The following is an 18142-nucleotide window of genomic DNA, read 5'->3' on the forward strand; positions in this document are numbered from 1 at the left end:
TCTTTTTAAGTATTAAAGGCAATAAAGTGACCATTGGATACCTTAGATTCAATGTATAGCTAGAACCTGGCAATTATAAAAGATGATACTTGAAAGATTTTTTATTTATTATGACAACAAATCAGCAATAGACATTTTAAGAAAAGACGCAAATAAAAAAATTAATAAGCAAGATATAGAAAGAATTTGAAAATTATTATTTATGTTTTGCGGTTTTGTTATTATTAGATTCAATGTCGAGTGTTTTGATTAGCTTGTTTAAGGTCCAGCTTGAAAATTTTATGTAAAGCATTTTAATTGGATTTTTTGTATTTTTTTTTAGCACTTTTAACGATTCTATATTCATTAAAGCTATTATTTCTTTTAGTGTTTTTGGCAAATTATTGAAAATTTTGGAACCGACTTTATGTCCTTCTAGAATAAAATTTTGAAGAGTTATTTGATCTTTTTTTTGTAGGCGTCTCATATATAGCTTCAAAATACGCTCTTGAGATTTCATAATTTCTGAATTAATTTGTTCTTGTTTTTTAGTAATTTTTTTATTGTTTTCAATAATAGGTTTTTTAGGTAAAGATTTGTAAGGGTTTGTTCCTGGAATATAATTTTTAGGAATTTTCATATATTTTACTCCTATTTAACTAGCTAACCTATAATTTTATTATTTTTTTTGTTTTTATGCAATCAATATTGATATTTTGATTTTTTATGATTAGAATCATCATATGAAGGAGTTTTTAAGGGCAGGAGCTTTTAATTTATTGCTTGGTGCTTTAATATTGTTTGTTGTTATTTTTTTACAATTTAGGAATTTAAACTTAAATATATCTTTTTTAAAAGATATAAAATTAGAAGTAAATAATAAGGTTGAAAATAGTGAATATATTTTAAATGATATTGTTGTTAATGTTAGGGGACTTAGGATATTTTTGTCTAAGCTTAATCCACTTGTTGTTTTAGAAACAGGTTTGAATCTTTTGCCCATCTCTTATAAGGTGCAAGACACGGGTATTTATGTTTATTTTGAGAATAATATTTTTCTCGGATTTTTGCTTGACTCAGAAAATAATTTTAGCATTGAATCAAATCTCTCTAAGAGCTTTCTGTTAAGTTATGAAGTTGAAGATCATTATGAAGTTTTATTAGACAAATCTAATATTTCAATAAGACAAGGGGATAATTTTGAATATAAAATCTTTTTAGGAGAAAATGTAAAAATAAGAGAAAAAGATATTTTGATTTCTCCTCAAGCAGCATTTAGAATTGGCAATGCTGTTTATATTGATTCATCAAATAAAAATATTCCAAATTCCACTGTGGAGAGCAATCGAAGCAATAAAATTAATGTATTAGATTATTCTATTATGCAGTCAAAAATTAAAGAGGTGGATAATAAAATTTTTAATGATGCTTTAAACAATTTTAGACAAAGTGCTTATGATTCTTGGAACAATCCTGTTAATTTTAATGTTTCAAAGGGAGGATGGCTTAAATACGGTGATTATAGCTTTGATGAAAATTTAATGGTTTGTTTTTTGGCAGAATCTTTAATCAGAGGGGATCACGAATCAATATTTGTAAAATTAGATTCTTTATTAGCTAAAAATGAAAATAAGTTAACCTATTTAAGTTTAAATTATTTTGCTAATTCGGATCAATTTGATAAATTTTTTTCTTATTTATCAAGAAATAAAACTTTTATTGACTCTCTTGAAGAAGGCAGGCTTATGGTTTATTTAAAGGAGGATCCTCGTCTTTTGGAAAAAATTTTTTTATCAGAAAACGGTTCCAAATTAAATCGTGCTTTAAATCTTCTCAAAGATCCTAAAAAAATATTAAGTTCTAATTTTAATTTTAGCCAAGCCTACAACATTCTCTCTAATTATCTTACTTTTCTTAAGATTAGAAGTGACGATTCGTTTTATTTAAGTTTTAAAAAGGAACTTTATAAATTTGTATTTACTTTATTTGGTGTTACAGATGAAGGAAAGGTATATATATTAAATAATATTAATTCGGCTGATGTTGTTGAGTATGCATTAAAGATTTCCGGGGTTCTTAAAAGAATAGCATCTTATTTAAAAGATAATTTAATATTAAAGCTTTCATTTAATGCGATTTATTATTCTTTAATAAGTGATTATGCCAAAGCAATTCCTTATGAAAGCTGTTATTCAGATATTATTAATAATCAATATATGCCCCAATTTATCTTTATTTTTGATCATGGATTTATCAGGTGGATATATGTTGCTTCTAGGATTTTAAATAGTGAAATTACTGATGCCAAGGTTGCAATTGATTTTGATCAAGAACTTAATTATTCGAGTTATATATTTTTTGGAAATATTTTAAATCCGACTTTGGTTAGATTTAGAGAAATTGATTGGTTTACAGATTATAAGTTTTACGTATATTCTGATGGCTGGAAGTATTATCCTTTGAGCAAAGTTTTGGTTATTAAAGCAACACCTAAGAAAAAGAAGACTTTTAGTCTTTTATTAAGATTTGACAAAATTGTAAAAAGAATAAATATTTATGAATAAGTCTTTATTATCAGAATTGATAATTGATATTGGAAATACTAGCATTGCTTTTGCCTTATTTAAAGATAATCAAGTTAATTTATTTATTAAAATGAAAACAAATCTTATGTTAAGGTATGATGAGGCTTATAGCTTTTTTGAAGAAAATTTTGATTTTAATGTAAATCAAGTTTTTATAAGCAGTGTTGTACCTATTCTTAACGGAATATTTGAAAACGTCATTTTTTCTTTTTTTAAGATAAAGCCCTTGTTTATTAATTTTGATTTAAATTATGATTTGACATTTAATCCTTACAAAAGCGATAAATTTTTGCTAGGTTCAGATGTTTTTGCCAATCTTGTTGCAGCCATTGAAAATTATTCATTTGAAAATGTTTTGGTAGCAGATCTTGGAACAGCTTGTACCATTTTTGCTGTTAGTAGGCAAGATGGAATACTTGGTGGTCTTATAAATTCTGGCCCTTTGGTAAATTTAAATTCTTTAATAGACAATGCCTATCTTCTCAAGAAATTTCCCATTAGCACCCCAAATAATCTTTTAGAGAGAGCTACATCTGGGAGTGTAAACAGCGGTTTGTTTTATCAATATAAGTATTTAATAGAAGGTGTTTATCATGATATTAAAAAGATGTATAAAAAAGAATTTAAGTTAATAATTACTGGGGGTAATGCTAACTTAATTTTGCAATTAATTGAGATAGAGTTTATTTTTAATATTTATTTAACCGTAGAAGGTGTTAGAATTTTAGGAAATTCTATTGACTTTAAGTTTGTTAATTGAATTATTTGTTTTTAAAGTTTTAAATTTTTTTGTTAAATAAATTTGGGAAGTTTTTTGTTTGGTGATTAAAATTATCTAGAATTGATGTAATCTCTTCATATACTTTATCATTAATTTCTGCTTTAAATGAATTTAAGTTTGATTCTACATGATTTTCCTTGCTGAAACCCACTATAAATCCACTTAATTTTGTTTTTTTAAGCCATGAATATGTTAATTCTAAAATTGTTAAGTTATTTATCTTTGCTATCTCTTCAAGTTTATTTATGGTTTTTAAAGTAAAGGGCCAAATTTCTTTTTTGAAAAGTATAAGTTTTTCTGTTCTAATATCATTAAATTTGTTTTTGTCTTTTATATTAGCTTTAGATAAAAGTCCTTGAGCAATTGTTGAATATGATATGGTTGCAATATTGTTGTTTTCACAGTAAGGAATTACATCTTTTTCTTTATTTCTAAATAAGGGGTTGTATCCTATTTGGTTTACGTCAATTTTGCAAACTTTTTTTATGCTTTCCATGTGTGATATTTCAAAATTACTTACACCCACATATTTTATTTTTTCTTTTGCTCTCATTTCTTCAAGAAATGATGCGATTGGTCTTAGGTCAAAATCGGTTTTAGGCCAGTGTATATAGTAAATATCTATATAATCAGTTTTTAAATTTTCAAGACTTTCATTAAAGTTCTTTATATATTCTGAAATTTCCATTGGATAGCATTTACTTGCAATTAAAATATTTTCTCTTATTGTTGGATCTTTTTCTATTATTTCACCAATTATTTTTTCTGAAATTCCATTTCCATAAGCTCTTGCGGTATCAATATTTCTGAGTCCGTGTTTATATGCTTTTTTTAATATATTTTTAGCGGTTTCTTTTTCGACTTGTTTAAAATATCCTCCTCCAAATTGCCAAGATCCCAAAATTAGCTTACTATAAGTATTTATCTTTTCCTTAAGATTATTCATAGATTCTCCTTTTTATTTTATGATAAATTGATATTTTTATTTTAATGACTTAAGTATGTCTTATTTTAAATGTTTTATAAATAAAATTTTATAGTTTGTTAATATTTTTTAGTAATTTGTCTTTATTAAAATCTCTATTTATTCCAAATCTGGTTAAAGAGAAGTCGTATTTTACAGGATCTTCTTTATTTTCTTTTGAAAAATAACTTGTAATTTTTATTGCTTTTTTAAGATTTACGTTTTTTATTTCTTTGATTTTAAATAGTTTTGAGGCAATATTTGTCATATGGGTGTCCATTGGCACTATAAGATCATTAGGATTGAATTTATTCCAAATGCCCAAATCAACGTCATCTTTACGTATCATCCATCTTAAGAATAAAAAAAGTCTTTTACAAGAACTTCCCTTTGAAGGCTTTGGAAGCAGCATCCCGAATTCTCTTCCATTTATTTTTTCCATATGCTTTATTAATTCATCTATGCTGAGTAGAAAATTTTGGGTTTTATAATAAATACTGTAAAGAAGATTTTCAACTGTGTGGTGCTGCTCTTTTATTATCTTAAGGGTGCACAACAGCCTTACAATGTCTTCTCCTTTGAAAAATCTATAAACAAATCCTTTAAATATTTCTTTTAAGTCTTTTTCATTTGCCAACCTAAGGGCATTAGAAGGTGATTTGCCAAGTGGTTTGAGTATTGTCTCGATTGCTTCTAAAATTTTTTCTACTCTTCCAAGTGACAATGAGGAGCTAATTAGGCCTACAAGTTCAATGTCTTCTTTTTCTTTATACCTATATAAAAATTCTAAAGGATCAGGATGTATAAATTTTTTTTTATTATATTTTGAATATATTTTTTCTAGAAAATCATATAATGAGCTTTTAGCTTTTATTTGCATTATTATATTCTAAAAGTTCTAATAATATTTTTTTAAGTTTTTTATCGTAAAATTGGTCTTTTGCCCATTTGCCAGTCAAATCATATATTGTTGGAGCAGATCCTCTTTTAACAAGGTAAAATCTAGGATCAACCATATTTGATTTGATATTTTGTTTTGATGCATAAGCTTTTAAATGTTGAATATGAGCTTTAATTCCTTCTGTAATATTGGAAAAGGAGTTTCCTTTTGTAAGGTTATTAGTAGCGCCTATTCCTGAAAAATTGTGTTGCTCTTTTGAAACTATTCCATTAAATTTTAGGGCTCCTGTTTCTAGTAGCATTTGAGCATATGCAATATCATAATTAACCCCTTCAATCAAAGATTCGTCTATATAGGTTTTAGCAATAGTATTTACATAGTTTTTGTCAAGGTCTGGATTCATTTCTAGAGTATATTTTACAAGATCTTCCAGTTGAGTTTTTCCTCTACTTATTAAAAAGGGAATATATTTTTCTGTTTGTATTTCAGTACTTATTTCGATTACTTCTTCATTACTATGAGCTTTATTTGCTAAAAAGATGCTGAGCATTGCAAATAGCAAGAATTTTTTTATCATTATTATTTTTCCTCTTCAATAAATTTATTAATTTCATTGACAATAGAATTAAATCTTGATAACATTGATTTTTTGTTTTTTAAAAAATTAAAACTTTTTAAATAGTTTCTGCTAAAAATAAGATCAGAAATTTCTGCAATATTGCTTATGTCTGTTAGCTTTATAGAGTTTGTATTAGCAATTTTTGTGTGGAGGTTCTTTTCATTTTCTTTTTCTTTTAAAATTAGTTGTAAGTTTTTTAAATTTCTTATTGTTTGCGGTTTTCCTCCTATATTGATATATTTTGTTACGTTTGTGTTTTTTGCAAGGATAAAATTGGCAATATTTGCTTGATTTCCTAGTGTAATTAACGTTAGTTTATTAAGGTTGATTTTTGAATTTAAAAATTTTAAATTTTGACTTGATTTTACTAGTTCAATAATGTTTTGAATATCATTTTCAGTAGATGCAATATCAGCTTTTTCATTAAGGACATTGGCAGGTTCAATTAAATAACTAATGCTTTTATTGACTACATAGCTAAATATACTTTTATGGCTATTTTTAATAAAATCGTAGCTTTTCATGTGTTTATATTTTGGTGAATATAAATAAACAATTTTTCCTTTCTTGACAAGTCCACTAACTAGGGATTTGAACATTGAATCGTGAGAATAATAAGGAAGTATAAGCAAAACAGAATCGTATAGTTTTTGGTTATTACTAATAAATGCTTTTTTATATATGTTGTTCTGTTTTGGTAAATAATTCATTTCATTTATGAAAAAAGGATTAAATTCGTACAAAAGAAATGGATTTTGCTTTTTAAGACCCAATGTTGAGCTTACAGGGTACCAAATCGATAAGTTTAAATTATTTTTGTGATCTTTAATTCTTGCAAATCCGATTTGATAGCTATTGTTTTCATCTTTGGGATAATTTATAAAAAGTGCTAAGTATGAAAAAATAGTTGCAATAATAACAGTTAAAATAGCAGGCATTACAAGTATTGTTTTTAGCAAAATTGAAAGAAAGATTCCTTTTGATTGTTTTATAGACCTGTTGTCTCTATTTCTTCTTCTGCTATTTACTATTGTTTTTATGTTTTTAAAGAAGGTGATTAGCATAAAGATTAAGAATATACTGCCAATATATAACATTAACGGTCTGATTTCTGTAAAGTATAAAGTTATTACAAAAAATGTGCCTGGGAATATTATGAAATAGTCTTCATAAGTAAATTCTTTTTTAAAATTGAATAAATTTACTATTAAAAATATGCTAAAACTGGTTAAGAAAATGAGTTCATAAATTTGCGTATCCATAAAAATAATTTTTCCTTAAATAATTATAAGCATAAAAGCAATTTTTCCAAAATAGTTTACAGAATTGATTATTACATAGTGTTAATCTAATTTTAAATTTAAGAAGGGGTATTTAATTAATAGAATTTATTTTTGTTTAATATAAAATGTTGTGTTAAAATAGATTATGTTTTACAGGCGAAAGGTAGTAACATATGGTTGGAACCTTTTTGGGAACTGGTGCTTCAAGTGGCGTTCCTATGTTAAATTGTAACTGTAGAGTCTGTACTTCGAGTTTTAGCAAAAATAAAAGATTGAGAAGTTCTTTTTTTCTTGAGGCTTCTGGCATCAAATTGTTGATTGATACAGGTCCTGATATTAGACAACAACTTTTAAGAGAGAATATAGATAAGCTTGATTTAGTGCTTTACACCCACGAACATTATGATCATGTTATGGGTTTTGATGATATTAAGTTTTATACACGAACTGCCCCTTTAAACATTTATGCCAGAGATACTGCCATGATCCACATAATGAATGCTTTCCCACACAATTTTACATCCAAGCCTTCTTTAAGCGGGAAAGCCGACATTATTCCTAATGTAGTTAAGGATTTTAAGCCTATTGTTTTTAAAGGTCTAAAGATAGTACCAATTCCTTTGATTCATGGAGAAATAATTAGTTTAGGTTATAGGATAGACAATTTGGCGTATCTTACTGATGTTAAATTTATTCCTGAAGTGTCTTATGATTATTTAAAAAATTTAGATCTACTTATAATAGATGCTATGAGGATTAAGCCTCATCCGGCTCATTTAAATTTTTCAGAGGCCATTCGTGAGATTAAAAAAATCAATCCCAAAATTTCTTATTTTACGCATATTTCACACGATATAATGCATGAAGAATTTGATTATTTAGAAAAAGACAATATTTATTTAGCTTATGATGGATTAAAGATTTTTATTTGATTTAAATTTAAAGAGGATTTATGAAATTAATTTCATGGAATGTAAATGGAATTAGAGCTGTTTTAAAGAAAGGTTTTCTTGAGTTTGTCAAGGAATATACTCCAGATATTTTGTGTGTTCAAGAAACTAAAGCCTTAAGAGAACAGCTGCCAAAGGATTTAATTCTTGAAAATTATTATTCTTATTTTTCAAAGTCAAAAATTAAAGGTTATAGTGGTGTTTGTATTTACTCTAAAGTTAAGCCTATTGCTGTAAATTTACTTGGAAAAGAAATTTTTGATAATGAAGGTAGGGGGCTTGTAGCATACTATGATGATTTTGTGTTAATCAATGGTTATTTCCCCAATTCTCAAGCTTTAAGAAGAAGACTTGTTTATAAACTTGATTTTTTATCTTATGTTGAAAATCTTATAGATTCTCTTGTGGATGGTGGAAAAAATGTAGTAATTTGTGGTGATTTTAATATTGCTCACACTCAGATTGACCTTGTAAGTCCTGATTCTAATAGAGACTCTCCCGGATATTATATTGAAGAAACTACTTGGCTAGATAGCTTTTTAAACAAAGGATATGTGGATACATTTAGGATATTTAATAAGGAGCCCGGTTATTATACTTGGTGGAGCTATAGAACAAGAGCTAGGGAGAGAAATATGGGTTGGAGAATTGATTATTTTGTTGTTAATGAATTTTTTAAGAGAAATGTTAAAAAATCTCTAATTTTAGACGAAGTAATGGGAAGCGATCATTGTCCTGTTTTTTTAGAGTTGTCTGATGTAGTTAGCTAAAGGGAGGAAACTAGATTGAAAAAAAACATTGCAATTTTTTATTTAATATTTAGTGTTAATTTTAGTTTTGGCATTGATTTAAATGATTTTGATTTTTATCGCAGCCTTGAAAAGGAAGAATTAATATTTTTAATTAATTTATTAAAGAGAGAGCAACTTGTTTTAGCAAATAGTTGTGCTTTAGAGTATATTGACTTAGCTTATAAGGCGCTAAAAGAAAAAAACATAAATTTGTTATTAAAAAATGACAAAAAATTAGCAGTAGATAGCAACAAGCATTTAAGACAATCTAAGAAATATAATAATGCAAGGCTTATCTTTAAGGCCGCAAAAGATTTAAATACTTTGGTTCATATTAGTAGGGATGGGCTTTTAAAAACTTTAGATGGTAGAAGCGTAAGTGTTAATAAGGATAATAAATTTATTATTTTAGATTCTTTTTTGAATAACGATTTTTATGATGATGTTCCAAGCGAATATACCACTATTGAAATTTATAATAAAAGCATTTTAATGCCTAATTTAAATAAATTTCTTCTAGATAAGCGCTTAAATCCTTTTATTTATCTTGAAGATTTTAATAAAAACGTTTACTTAAATGATATTCCAAAATTAAGCAAAGAAGAGTTGTTGTTTTTATTTTATGAACTATTTCCAGTTTCTAAGCTAAAGAGCTTAAAAGATTGGAATGATTTTGGATTTTCATCTATTTTAAAAGTATTGAATAAAATTTATTCTGAAAAAATAAATTCGATAAGGGGAAGTGCAAATGAATTATCAAAAAATTAAAAGTTATTGTAAATTTACAAGTGCTTTTCTATTTTTTTTGTTTTCTTGTGTTTCTAATGACATAAAGTTAGATCAAAGCTTAGTAAAAGGAAAGCTTGTTAATGGGTTAAGGTATTATATTTATAAAAATCAAACCCCAAAGAGTGCCGTTAATATAGGGATTGTTTTTAATGTGGGTTCTCTTAATGAAGAAGATAATGAGCGAGGAATAGCACACTATCTTGAGCATATGGCTTTTAATGGTACAAAAGATTATCCAGGGAATTCAATAGTTGATGTTCTTAAAAAATTTGGAATGCAATTTGGTGCTGACATTAATGCTGCTACTAGTTTTGATTTCACTTATTATAGACTTGATTTGTCAGATGGTAATAATAAAGATGAAATTGATGAATCTATAAATATTTTGAGAAACTGGGCTTTTCAAATCAGTTTCATGGAAGAAGAAATAGATTTGGAACGAAATATTATTATTGAGGAAAAAAAGCTTGGCGAGACTTATCCTAGTAGAATTTATGAAAAAATGTATAAGTTTTTGACAAGCGGGAGTCTTTATGAATTTAGAAATCCTATTGGACTTGAAGAGCAAATTTTGTCTTTTAAGTCAGAGGATTTTAAAAAATTTTATGGAAAATGGTATAGGCCAGAACTTGCAAGTGTTATTGTGGTGGGAGATATTGATCCTATAGAAATTGAAGAGAAAATAAAGAAGCAATTTATTTCTTGGGAAAATCCAACCGATAAAATTAAAAAAGTAAAAATAAATTTAGATGTAGAGCTTAAAGATAAGTTTTTACTTTTAGAAGATTTGGAAGTAGGAGAGCCCAATTTAATGTTCTTTAAAAAGGAAATTATTAACTTTATAAAGACCAAAGATGACGTTTTAAATGATATTAAAAGGTCTTTATTGTCTGCTCTTTTCGAAAATAGATTTTCTGAATTAAAGGCTGCTGGGGTAAAGCATTATAAAAATGTTTCAAATAAAGAGTTTTTTTCATTTAAGTCAGATAACAATACTATTATTGCAAGATCGATTTCTTTAAACTTTAATCCAGATCATTTGAACGAAGGAATACAAGACTTTTTTTATGAGCTTGAAAGGATAAAAAAATTTGGATTTACCCAAGGTGAGTTTGAAAAAGTTAGATCTCAATTTTTAAAATCTTTAGAATTAAGGAAAAAGAATATAAATAAAACAAATTCATGGTCTATTTTTCAAGATTTGATAGAAATTGCTATTAATGGTTCTAGTAAATTTGATATGAATGAATATTGCGATCTTTCTGTTCAATATCTGGAAAAAATTGATTTAAAGACAATAAATAATCTTGTAGAAAGAGAGTTTGATGTAAAAAATTGTGCAATTTTTTATTCTTACCGTGGAGGAGTACATCCCGTTTTGACTTTTGAAGATATTGACAATCTTCAAAAGATAGCTTTAAAAGGAGAATTAAAGTCTTATGAGAATTCTTCAATTGAAGGTAAATTTTTTGAGAAGTCTTTAGATGATAAAGATATTATTAGAGAAAATGAGTTTGAAAATGAAGTTTCATCATTTGTTCTTGAAAATGGGGTTGAAGTTTATTTTAAATATAATGATCAAAAAAAGGGTGTAATTGATTTTAGTGCAAGTTCTTGGGGAGGTTTGCTCAATGAGGATTTAAAACTTATTCCCGTTTTAGCTTTTGTGCCTAAAATAGTATCTGGTTCGGGATACGGCGATTATTCTGCATTACAGATTGAAAAATATTTATCAGATAAAGCTGTTTCTTTAAATGTTGGTGTTCGAGCCCAAGAATCATATATTGCTGGAAGTTCAGATAAAAAAGATCTTGAAACTCTTTTTCAGCTTATATATTTTACTTTCAAGGAACCCAAAATAGATGATGTTTTTTTGCAAAATGCTATTAATAACATAAAAGCATTAATAAAGAGCAATGAAAATAGCTCTAATTATCATTTTAAAAAAGCTATTGGTAAATTTTTAAACAATAATGATCCTAGATTTGAAGATATAAAAGATAGTGATTTACAGTATCTTACAAAAGAAAATATTTTATCTTTTTATAAGAAAAGGTTTACCTATGCAAATAATTTTAAGTTTGTATTTGCTGGAGACTCAGATATTCAGACAATAAAGGCTTATTCAAGGAAATATTTAGGTAATCTTAACTTTAAAGAAATAAACGAGTATAAAGATTTAGAGTACTCTTACAGTAAAAATTTCAATAAAATAGTTGTAAGGAAAGGAAAAAATACAACTGGATTTGCTTATGTGGTTTATCCTTTTAAATTTAATTATTTGGCAGAAACCTCGTTAAATTTAAATGCTTTAGCAGATCTTTTAACAGATGGCCTTATAAAAAATATTAGAGAAAAAATGTCTAGTGTTTATGCAATTCAAGCCTCTTTTGATTCCAATTTAAGGAAAAATATGGATTCCGATGGTATTTTATCTATTTTTTTTACTACCGAGCCTAAGGAGCTTGACAATGTTTTAAATTCTATTAATCGCTATATGATCGAAAGGCAAAAAATAGATTTTAATGATAAAGATTTTTCTTATGTTAAGAGGAATTATATTAAAAATACAAAAATAAATTCAGAGAAAAATGATTATTGGATTTCAAATATATTGTCGTCATTATCCTGGTATGGAGTATTTAAAAATAATTTTGGTGTTAAGTTTATAGAGGCAAACTTAAACAAAGATTTAATAAATGAATTTTTTAAGAAAATTAATCTTGATGAAAGAGCAGAGATATTATTAATACCTGAATAGTTTGTGTTTGATTAAAAAACATTCTTGTTTTCTGGGGTTTATTAGAAAGCGAGAATGTTTTTTTAATCCATTATTTATTAGTAAGACATCCTCTAGGGGAATCGAACCCCTCTTGCCAGGATGAAAACCTGGAGTCCTAACCGATAGACGAAGAGGACAAAAGTGAGCTCAGTAGGACTCGAACCTACGACAAACGCCTTAAAAGGGCGCTGCTCTACCACCTGAGCTATGAGCCCAAAAGTCATTTTATGACCATTGAAAGTAATAATATATTTATTTTCCAATAATGTCAAGTTAAATTGGCATAAAATTAATAATTTATACCAAAAATGTATTTAACAATTTGAGCTGCACAGGACTTGAACCTGTAACCAGCGGATTAAGAGTCCGATGCTCTACCACTTGAGCTAGCAGCCCAGTTTATTAATTTGCTAACAATAAGAATAAGTTTTTATAAATTGAATGTCAAGGTTTGTTGTTGCTTTTTTTTAATTCTTCTAGTAAATTTTTTGCTTCTAGGTTATTAGGAGAGATTGTAAGAAGTTTAATTAGCGCTTCTTCTGCTAATATTTTATTTTTTGCATTTATTCTTGATCTTGCTAATTTAATCAATATATTTTGGTTATTGGGAAAAAATCGCAATGCATGTTCGTATGCAAAATCGGCTTCATTGTATCTTTTTAGCTCATAGAAAGAATCTGCAATCAAATTATAAACTTTTATTATTCTTGCTCCCTTAGAATCAAGGCTAATGTATTCTTGAAAATATTTTAATGCATTTTCATAATTTTTTTGAAAAAAATAAGCTTCTCCTAGTGCTTGAATAATTCTTATGTCATATTTTTTAATACCAAGCCCAATAATTGCCTCTTTTTCAGCTCTTTTGTATTCTCCTATGGCTATTAAGCTCCATATTAATATTGTTCTAGCATCTAAGTTGTTAGGATTTAATCGAATTTCTTCTAACGTGTTTAAAATAGCATCTTTAAATTTTCCTTCTTTATATAGAAGAAGAGAGTCTTCTTTTTCTTTAGACTGCGATTGTCCAAATAATAAGCTTGAATTGGATAACAGAATTAAAGTTATTTGCAATAGAAAAAAAAATTTCATTCTTCTAAATCCTCCATTTCACAATTCCCTTTAAATATTGCTCCAGAATCAATAAAAAGTTCTTTGGTTTTAATGTTTCCTATTAACTTGCCGGTTTTGTAAATTTTAATTGTTTTTAAAGCCTCAATATTTCCTTTTATTTTGCCATGATTTAGTAAATGTTGGCATTTTATGTCAGCTTCAACATCAGCTTTTTCTCTTAGATAGATTGAGTTTGATGAATTTATTAAGCCTTTGAGTTTTCCTTCTATTATTATTGGCTTATTGCTTTCAATATATCCCTCAAACTCAAAATTTTTTTTAATTACATTTTTAGTACTACTTTCTTCGAATTCTAAGCTATCTATGCTCATTGAACCCTCTAAAAATGAATGCTTTTACCTTAAAGCATTCATTTTTGATTGAATTTTTTATGATTTTAGTCGTTTCTTCTTTGTCCCAAAAATCTTAAAAGATATAAGAATAAATTTATAAAATCCAAATAAAGTTTAAGTGAGGCCACAACTGCCAATCTGTTTTTTATTTCGGTGTCGTCTTGCAGCATGTTATCCATTTTAGAAATATTTTGAACATCATAAGCTGTTAGACCCGTAAATATGATTACACCCAAAATAGATATAAGGAAATTAAGTCCTGAGCTTCTAAAAAACATATTAACAAGAGATGCAATAATGATTCCCCATAAGCCCATTATTAGATAGCTTCCCATTTTTGTTAAATCTGTTGTTGTAGTGTATCCGTAAACAGACATTCCAAGAAATGTTCCAGCAGTAATTCCGAATGTGAATACTATTGATCCTTGTGTATAAATCATAAATATAGAAGATAATGTTACTCCTGTTAGTGCTGAGTAGAGCAAGAAAAGAGCTGTTGCAGTATTGCTTGATATTTTATTAAGAGCACCACTTATTGTATATACAAGTCCAAATTGTATAAGTATTATAGCCATAAATGACATTGGATTTAATAATATTATTGCTTTGATTGTTTGATTTTCTGAGGTTGCATATGCAAACATTGCTGAGATTAAAAGTCCAATTGCCATAAGCCCGAAAACTTTGGCTAAAAACTTGTTTTTTATTAGTATTTCTTGTTTTTCTTGTGTTAAATCGATCATAATAAAGCCTCCTTATTATTTTATTAAGATTTGTTTTGATCGTTAAATTTTTTGCGAAGTTCATCAAATATGGTGCTAGGAACTTTTCCATACTTTAAGAATTCCATTGAGAATTCTGCTTTTCCTTGGGTAGAGGATCTAAGGACTGTTGAAAATCCAAACATTTCGCTTAAAGGCACTTCGGCCTCAACTTTTGAAAAATTTCCATCTTCTAGCGAACCTGTTATTATTCCTCTTCTTTGGTTTAAAAGTCCAAACATATTGCCTTGGAATTCGGTGGGTCCTTCAAGGGTAACTTTCATTATTGGTTCAAGGATTGTGGGCTTTGCTTTTTCATAAGCCTCTCTAAAAGCACCAATTGCTGCTAATTGGAATGCAATATCAGATGAATCAACAATGTGATATTGGCCATCATTGATTGTAATTTTTATGTCAACTATTGGAAAGCCAATGAGTGTTCCCTTTTCCATTGCTTTTTGGAATCCTTTGTCACATGATGGGATATATTCTGTTGGAATTACTCCCCCTTTTATTAGATTAACAAATTCGTATGTTTCTCCTTCTTTGTTAAGAGGTTCCATAAACCCCGCAACTCGTCCAAATTGTCCAGCTCCTCCAGATTGCTTTTTGTGAGTATAGTTAAATTCAGCTTTTCTTGTAATCGTTTCTCTATAGGCTACTTGTGGCATTCCGGTTTCAACTTCTGCCTTGAACTCTCTTTTCATTCTTTCAATGTAAACTTCTAGATGTAGTTCTCCCATGCCTTGAATTATTGTTTCGTTTGATTCAATGTCAACATAAGTTTTAAATGTTGGATCTTCTTTTGTGAATCTTCCAAGGGCTTTAGCCATATTATCAGCAGATTTTTTGTCCTTCGGTTTTACAGAAAGAGAAATTACTGGATCTGGAATAAACATTGATGTCATTGAATAGTTGATAGATGGATCACAAAACGTATCGCCTGATGCACATTCTATTCCAAATAAAGCAACAATGTCACCACTTCCTCCAAATTCAATGTCTTCTGTATTATTAGCGTGCATTCTGATAAGTCTTCCGACTTTGAATTTTTTAGAAGTTCTTGAGTTGATAAGTTCTTGTCCTTTTTTTAAAATTCCTTGATAGATTCTTACATAGGTTAACTGTCCGTATTGTCCGTCTTCAAGTTTAAATGCAAGAGCAACAGTTGGGAGGTCGTTATCAATTTTAAGATCGATTTCTTTTTCATTATTATTAAGGTCAAGAGCGGTGTTTTTTATATCATGAGGGGATGGCAAAAATCTGGTTACAGCATCCAAGAGCAATTGTACTCCTTTGTTTTTATAGGCAGATCCCATAAATACAGGGCACAATTTTAAAGCCAATGTTCCTGTTCTAGTTGCATTGTATATTATTTCGGTAGGAACATCTTTTCCTTCCATGTGCAATTCCATAAGTTCATCATTAAAGTCGGCAAGAGTGTCAAGCATTATTTCTCGTTTACTTTTTGCTTCTTCTAAGAGATCTAAGGGTATTTCTTTTTCTATTATTTCTGTTCCATCTTTTCCTTCAAAATAGTAGGCTTTCATTAATATAAGGTCTATAACTCCAATATGTTTGTCTTCTAATCCAATTGGGATTTGCATTAAAACGGAGTTTAAGTCAAGTTTTGACTTAAGTTGATCTTTTACATTGTAGGGATTTGCTCCGGTTTTATCACACTTGTTTACAAATGCAAGGCGCGGCACGCTATATCTTTTAAGTTGTCGATCAACAGTTATTGATTGTGATTGAACTCCTGCAACAGAATCAAGAACTAATATTGCTCCGTCAAGCACTCTAAGAGATCTTTCAACTTCAATTGTAAAATCTACGTGTCCGGGTGTATCAATAATATTTATTGGAAAATCTTTCCATTCAACGTGAGTTGCAGCTGATGCTATTGTGATTCCTCTTTCTCTTTCAAGTTCCATTGAGTCCATTGTTGCACCAACTCCATCTTTGCCCTTTACTTCGTGAATTGCATGAATTTTATTACAATAAAAAAGAATGCGTTCTGTAAGAGTAGTTTTCCCTGAGTCGATGTGTGCGCTGATACCTATGTTTCGTAATTTATTGTAGTCCATTAGACTTTGTTCCTCCTGATGATATGTGAATAGAAGATTAACTATCTTAGTAATTTTACAAAATTTTTTTTTAAAAATCTATCTTATATCGTTTTATATTATTAGATTCTTTGGAAGTTTAAACTATTTTGCATGATATTTGGCAGTTTGCTTGATTAAATTTGTATTAATGTATATCCTTATATTAGGGAATATATCATTTAGTAGATTTTGATTTTATTGATTAAAACTTTTTATTTTTTATTTAGTGAATTAACTCTTACTTTATTATTATACTCCTAAGATAATTATTTGGAGGAATTTGAGTTGGAAACTTTAACAATATCTAATGAATTGAGTAAAATATCACAGGTAGGTTATGATTCTTCTGTGTCTGAGCTTTCTGTGTTTTTTAAGGATGGAAGAGCTTATAAGTATTTTAAGATTGAACCAAGACATTTTAGTGCAATATCTAAACTTGTTGAGGACAGAAGATCAGTTGGTAAATATTTAACAGAAAATGTATTTAACAAATATGACCAAGAAAAGCTTTAATTTGTTTTTTAGATAGTATTAAAAGCCCTTTTGCTTTTAAAGCAAGAGGGCTTATTTATGTTTATGACTAGCTGTTAGAGTGATAAATTTTGTTTTATAATCATCAAGACGGCTTATTTAATTTTAAGATTCAACAGCATTTAAGTTTTATATTTTGATGATTATTAGATTTAATGTTTTTGCTGCTTTGAATAATTTAAATGGTATAAATAGTATTAAGGATTCAAGTAAGTTTTTTATGTATAAATTATTGTTTATTAGTGCTTTTGTTTTGTCTTGTAGCTCTATTTTTAAGGAATATCAAAACATATCAGATGAATATTATAAGCTTGCTAAATTAAATGAAGAGCTTGGTAATGATGAGACTTCCGTTTTGCTTTATGAAAAATCTATTAAATTTAATATTAATTCTGGTGATGATTCAAGTTACAATTTTATTTTAGCTTGCATTAATTTGAAAAAATATGCAGAGGCTGAGCTGAAACTTAATTCTATTATAAAAGAAGATCCAGAGAATATTTTGTTAATTAATCTTAAGGGATATTTGCTATTTAAGAAAAATGATTTGGACAATGCTTTGATTAATTATTTGAAAACTTTAGAATTTGCACCCGCAAATAAAGAGGCCCTATTTAATATTTTTTACATTTATCATTTAAAGAGCGACAAAAAAAATGCAAAAAAATATATCTCGAAATATAAAGAGCTAAATCATCCTATACCAAGTGGTGTGGAAGAAATAGTGTCTTCTGTTCTTAAGAGTTAATTTTTTAGTTTTTATGTTTACTTTTTACTTTGTGGTAATCTTTATGGTAATTATTATATAATAAGGTATGTAATATAAACCCTGTTTTATTTTTCATAAATTTTTGT

17 protein-coding genes and 2 tRNA genes are annotated in these 18142 nt (G+C 27.7%); 8 read left to right on the forward strand and 11 right to left on the reverse strand.

Annotated features, from left to right (window positions below):
- Positions 1–196 precede the first annotated feature (196 nt).
- Positions 197–619 carry a hypothetical protein gene (locus QIA46_RS02600; protein ID WP_317268332.1) on the reverse strand — a complete coding sequence of 141 codons (423 nt, stop codon included), beginning with the start codon at positions 617–619 and terminating at the stop codon, positions 197–199.
- A 103-nt stretch (positions 620–722) separates the two neighbouring features.
- On the opposite strand from QIA46_RS02600, the gene QIA46_RS02605 reads away from it, so the two are divergent.
- On the forward strand, positions 723–2543 hold the full coding sequence (locus QIA46_RS02605) for a hypothetical protein (protein WP_317268333.1): 1821 nt from the start codon (positions 723–725) through the stop codon (positions 2541–2543).
- Positions 2536–3324 (forward strand): type III pantothenate kinase, encoded by a 789-nt coding sequence (locus QIA46_RS02610; RefSeq protein ID WP_317268334.1) that lies wholly within the window; start codon positions 2536–2538, stop codon positions 3322–3324. The genes QIA46_RS02605 and QIA46_RS02610 overlap by 8 nt, the downstream gene beginning before the upstream one ends.
- Before the next feature lie 19 nt (positions 3325–3343).
- Here the strand turns inward: QIA46_RS02610 and QIA46_RS02615 are convergent, their stop codons facing one another.
- From QIA46_RS02615 to QIA46_RS02630, 4 genes are all read right to left on the reverse strand, one after another.
- Positions 3344–4291: an aldo/keto reductase gene (locus QIA46_RS02615; RefSeq protein WP_014023745.1), complete on the reverse strand. Its 948-nt coding sequence runs from the start codon at positions 4289–4291 to the stop codon at positions 3344–3346.
- Positions 4292–4379: 88 nt separating this feature from the next.
- Positions 4380–5189, reverse strand: a complete 810-nt coding sequence (locus QIA46_RS02620) for a TIGR02757 family protein (protein ID WP_317268335.1) — start codon at positions 5187–5189, stop codon at positions 4380–4382.
- Positions 5173–5787, reverse strand: coding sequence for a glucosaminidase domain-containing protein (locus QIA46_RS02625; RefSeq protein WP_317268336.1), 615 nt, complete (start codon positions 5785–5787; stop codon positions 5173–5175). Before QIA46_RS02625 ends, QIA46_RS02620 begins: the two co-directional genes overlap by 17 nt.
- A 2-nt stretch (positions 5788–5789) precedes the next feature.
- Complete coding sequence (locus QIA46_RS02630; RefSeq protein ID WP_317268337.1) at positions 5790–7091, reverse strand: hypothetical protein; 1302 nt, start codon at positions 7089–7091, stop codon at positions 5790–5792.
- Between the two features lie 194 nt (positions 7092–7285).
- Here QIA46_RS02630 and QIA46_RS02635 point away from each other — a divergent pair, with 194 nt between their 5' ends.
- The 4 genes from QIA46_RS02635 to QIA46_RS02650 are packed head-to-tail and all read left to right on the forward strand — an operon-like array spanning position 7286 to position 12403.
- Complete coding sequence (locus tag QIA46_RS02635) at positions 7286–8044, forward strand: MBL fold metallo-hydrolase (protein ID WP_317268338.1); 759 nt, start codon at positions 7286–7288, stop codon at positions 8042–8044.
- A gap of 20 nt (positions 8045–8064) precedes the next feature.
- Entirely contained in the window at positions 8065–8832 is a 768-nt protein-coding gene (gene xth / locus QIA46_RS02640; RefSeq protein WP_317268339.1) for an exodeoxyribonuclease III, read from the forward strand.
- Between the two features lie 15 nt (positions 8833–8847).
- On the forward strand, positions 8848–9621 hold the full coding sequence (locus QIA46_RS02645) for a hypothetical protein (protein ID WP_317268340.1): 774 nt from the start codon (positions 8848–8850) through the stop codon (positions 9619–9621).
- The gene (locus QIA46_RS02650) at positions 9602–12403 is read left to right on the forward strand and encodes a M16 family metallopeptidase (RefSeq protein ID WP_317268341.1); all 2802 of its coding nucleotides are present in this window, start codon (positions 9602–9604) and stop codon (positions 12401–12403) included. The genes QIA46_RS02645 and QIA46_RS02650 overlap by 20 nt, the downstream gene beginning before the upstream one ends.
- A 163-nt stretch (positions 12404–12566) precedes the next feature.
- On the opposite strand, the gene QIA46_RS02655 is transcribed toward QIA46_RS02650, so the two are convergent.
- From QIA46_RS02655 to fusA, 6 genes are all read right to left on the reverse strand, one after another.
- Positions 12567–12639, reverse strand: a tRNA-Lys gene (locus QIA46_RS02655).
- A 108-nt stretch (positions 12640–12747) separates the two neighbouring features.
- Positions 12748–12820, reverse strand: a tRNA-Lys gene (locus QIA46_RS02660).
- Between the two features lie 48 nt (positions 12821–12868).
- Complete coding sequence (locus QIA46_RS02665; protein ID WP_317268342.1) at positions 12869–13513, reverse strand: tetratricopeptide repeat protein; 645 nt, start codon at positions 13511–13513, stop codon at positions 12869–12871.
- Complete coding sequence (locus QIA46_RS02670) at positions 13510–13866, reverse strand: bactofilin family protein (RefSeq protein WP_317268343.1); 357 nt, start codon at positions 13864–13866, stop codon at positions 13510–13512. The genes QIA46_RS02665 and QIA46_RS02670 overlap by 4 nt, the downstream gene beginning before the upstream one ends.
- A 65-nt stretch (positions 13867–13931) precedes the next feature.
- Entirely contained in the window at positions 13932–14630 is a 699-nt protein-coding gene (locus QIA46_RS02675; protein ID WP_317268344.1) for a Bax inhibitor-1/YccA family protein, read from the reverse strand.
- 23 nt (positions 14631–14653) lie between these two features.
- Entirely contained in the window at positions 14654–16735 is a 2082-nt protein-coding gene (fusA, locus tag QIA46_RS02680) for an elongation factor G (RefSeq protein WP_317268345.1), read from the reverse strand.
- 306 nt (positions 16736–17041) lie between these two features.
- Between fusA and QIA46_RS02685 the strand changes: the two genes are divergently transcribed.
- Together QIA46_RS02685 and QIA46_RS02690 are read left to right on the forward strand one after the other, a co-directional pair.
- Positions 17042–17269, forward strand: coding sequence for a KTSC domain-containing protein (locus QIA46_RS02685; protein WP_014023757.1), 228 nt, complete (start codon positions 17042–17044; stop codon positions 17267–17269).
- A gap of 238 nt (positions 17270–17507) precedes the next feature.
- Positions 17508–18035, forward strand: coding sequence for a tetratricopeptide repeat protein (locus QIA46_RS02690; RefSeq protein WP_317268346.1), 528 nt, complete (start codon positions 17508–17510; stop codon positions 18033–18035).
- Positions 18036–18142: the final 107 nt, after the last annotated feature.

The organism is Borreliella carolinensis, assembly GCF_032595855.2.
Taxonomy (GTDB): Bacteria; Spirochaetota; Spirochaetia; order Borreliales; family Borreliaceae; genus Borreliella; species Borreliella carolinensis.